3 protein-coding genes are annotated in these 2,213 nt (G+C 42.5%); 1 reads left to right on the top strand and 2 read right to left on the bottom strand.

Annotated features, from left to right (window positions below):
- Nucleotides 1-153 precede the first annotated feature (153 nt).
- Entirely contained in the window at nt 154-447 is a 294-nt protein-coding gene (locus tag ACFIO3_RS11955; protein ID WP_375614642.1) for a type II toxin-antitoxin system HigA family antitoxin, read from the top strand.
- Here ACFIO3_RS11955 and ACFIO3_RS11950 read toward each other — a convergent pair.
- Both ACFIO3_RS11950 and ACFIO3_RS11945 read right to left on the bottom strand, forming a co-directional pair.
- Complete coding sequence (locus tag ACFIO3_RS11950; RefSeq protein ID WP_375614641.1) at nt 444-695, bottom strand: hypothetical protein; 252 nt, start codon at nt 693-695, stop codon at nt 444-446. The two genes, ACFIO3_RS11955 and ACFIO3_RS11950, sit on opposite strands and share 4 nt — an antisense overlap.
- Nucleotides 696-704: 9 nt before the next feature.
- Nucleotides 705-2,051: a Bgr_08870 family protein gene (locus ACFIO3_RS11945; protein WP_375614640.1), complete on the bottom strand. Its 1,347-nt coding sequence runs from the start codon at nt 2,049-2,051 to the stop codon at nt 705-707.
- Nucleotides 2,052-2,213: the final 162 nt, after the last annotated feature.

Genomic DNA, 2,213 nt, shown 5'->3' with positions numbered 1-2,213 from the left:
AGATAGTTTCCTTTACAATTAATTTTAAAGACTATTACAATTTAGATAGTATGTTATCAATGTTGTGTTATTTAAAGGAATTTAAGAAATGAATATCAAACCAATTCGTACAGAGAGAGAGATTATCAAGAAGCTTTAGAGATTGTGTCTACGATGTTTGACAATCAACCTAAAGAGAATACTCCAGAATTTGATCAAATGGAGGTTCTTGTATTGTTGATTGAAGCGTATGAAGCAGAGCACTATCCTGTTTCTCCTCCTCATCCTATTGAGGCTATTAAATTTAGAATGGAACAAATGAACTTAAGTGCTAAAGATCTTGTTCCTGCGATTGGTCATTTAAATCGCGTTTATGAAATCTTGAGTGGTAAAAGAAAATTAACACTGCGCATGATTAAAAACTTGCACCAACAGTTCAATATTCCACTAGAAAGCCTAATAGCCTAGACTTGATTATCTTTCTCTTGTGGTTCTTTTATGAGCTCTACGGGTGCGTCTATTTCTGCCATTTCAGTAGATGAGAGCTGTTTTGTGTTTTCATCAACAACGGGAGGAGAAAACACTCCGTCCTTATAAGTCCAGCCAATTTGTGCTTCACTTGAGGGGATCGCTTCACCATCAAAGGCGTGAACATAATCTTCTGAGGCTACAATAATATTTGTTACCACACCATTTTCAACAACTGCATATTCCATGAAAAACTCCTATATAAAAAATCTAAACAATACAGCGCCATTCCCGCCATCACCGCCGTCGCTACCAATTTGTCCTGGGAAATAGCCACCACCCCCACCAGATTTATTGTTGTAACTTCTTCCTCCTTTCCCTCCTTTTCCACTGAAACCTCCCTGTGCGGTGCCATCACCACTAGCACCGCCACCGCCGCCAAAAATAGAGTCGCCACCATTTCCACCAGCCCCTGATTTTTCTCCATAGCTACCACCGCCGCCGCCATTAAAAGTAGCATCACTTCCATTTGAACTGCTGCTATTGGATGAATAATAACCTCCATAACCACCACGTGAATCTCCTTGAACGCCACCAGAAGAGCCCGTGCTATTATGTCCGTTAACAGCGCCACCACCGCCACCACCTGCTGTTATAAAGTCTAAAGCACATGTAAAACCACCAGAACCAGCAGTATCCTTGGGTTGACCGGTATAAAAACCTTTACCACCGCGACCAATGACAACTCTTCTTGGACTTCCGGTTATTGAATTTTTGAGATGTGAGCCTTTTATTTTCATGTGTACGCAACCGCCTCCACCACCGCCGCCGCCTTTATAATTACCGCCACCACCTCCACCACCCCATGCCCATACTTCAATATTAGTGTTATCGGTAACACCATCAGGTATGGGGGCTGGACCACTTTCTGTCATCAAAATTTCGAGTGGTTTTTTGTTTAATAAAGCTATCAATTTATCTATTTCACTTTTCGTATAAACAGCTTCTCCATCGACTTTAAGCGGTCCTTTCAACGTGCTTCCCGTTGCGCTTAAACTTGTCACCACTTTGTTATTGTGTATGAGGCTAAGCGACGAACTGCCTATGAGTTCCACATCACCACTCATGGTGACTTTGCTGGTAAACTTATTATAACCTTGCCATTCATTGGCTTGTTGTAGGCGCCCATAACTGGTCAGACCTTCGTTAAGCTTGGCTCTAAATTCATCTAAACCCACAATATCATCAATTCTATGCTGGTGTGCTCCTAATAGTGAGACAGCACTACCAAAGGTGAAGTTGTTATTGCTTGATTTGTAGAGAACATAATTGTTAGCCGCATCCTGTGCACCTTCAATATCGCGTAAATCGGCAAAAGTGAAAGTTTTGTCTGCTGCCATTTTGCCTTTGAGAGCCGCTTCAAGGTCTGTGACTTCGCTTATGCTATGCATATGCTTTGTAGACGCTTTGCTCTCTAGCTTTTCCTCAACATCCGCTAGTGCCTGATCAATCTTGGTGAGGTTTTCCCGCAAGATTGGGAATTCAGAACTGATAAAACGCCCTTCTTGTGGCAATTCCATTTGTAGCTTTTTTGTCTTGGTCATGTCTGTTTTTCCCTCATAATATGCCAGCGCCAAAATCACTCACCATGGACCGCGCAGCAGGTCCACCGGTAAGCGTGAGTTTGAGGCGCGCTTGTTTGGCTGTTTTGTCACTGCTGGTAAATTTTCGTTCTGTCCAAAGTGGTTCAGCGAGTTGTTCTGTTT

It is taken from the genome of Bartonella sp. AD328YNZD (assembly GCF_042196425.1).
The sequence above is the reverse complement of the archived record's forward strand: the minus strand, read 5'-3'. Positions and strand labels throughout refer to the sequence as shown.

What these genes read in the sequence shown, in the direction of transcription:
- ACFIO3_RS11955 (WP_375614642.1), top strand. Translation starts at nt 154, where the DNA reads ATGTTTGACAATCAACCTAAAGAGAATACTCCAGAATTTGATCAAATG.
- ACFIO3_RS11950 (WP_375614641.1), bottom strand. Translation starts at nt 695, where the DNA reads ATGGAATATGCAGTTGTTGAAAATGGTGTGGTAACAAATATTATTGTA.
- ACFIO3_RS11945 (WP_375614640.1), bottom strand. Translation starts at nt 2,051, where the DNA reads ATGACCAAGACAAAAAAGCTACAAATGGAATTGCCACAAGAAGGGCGT.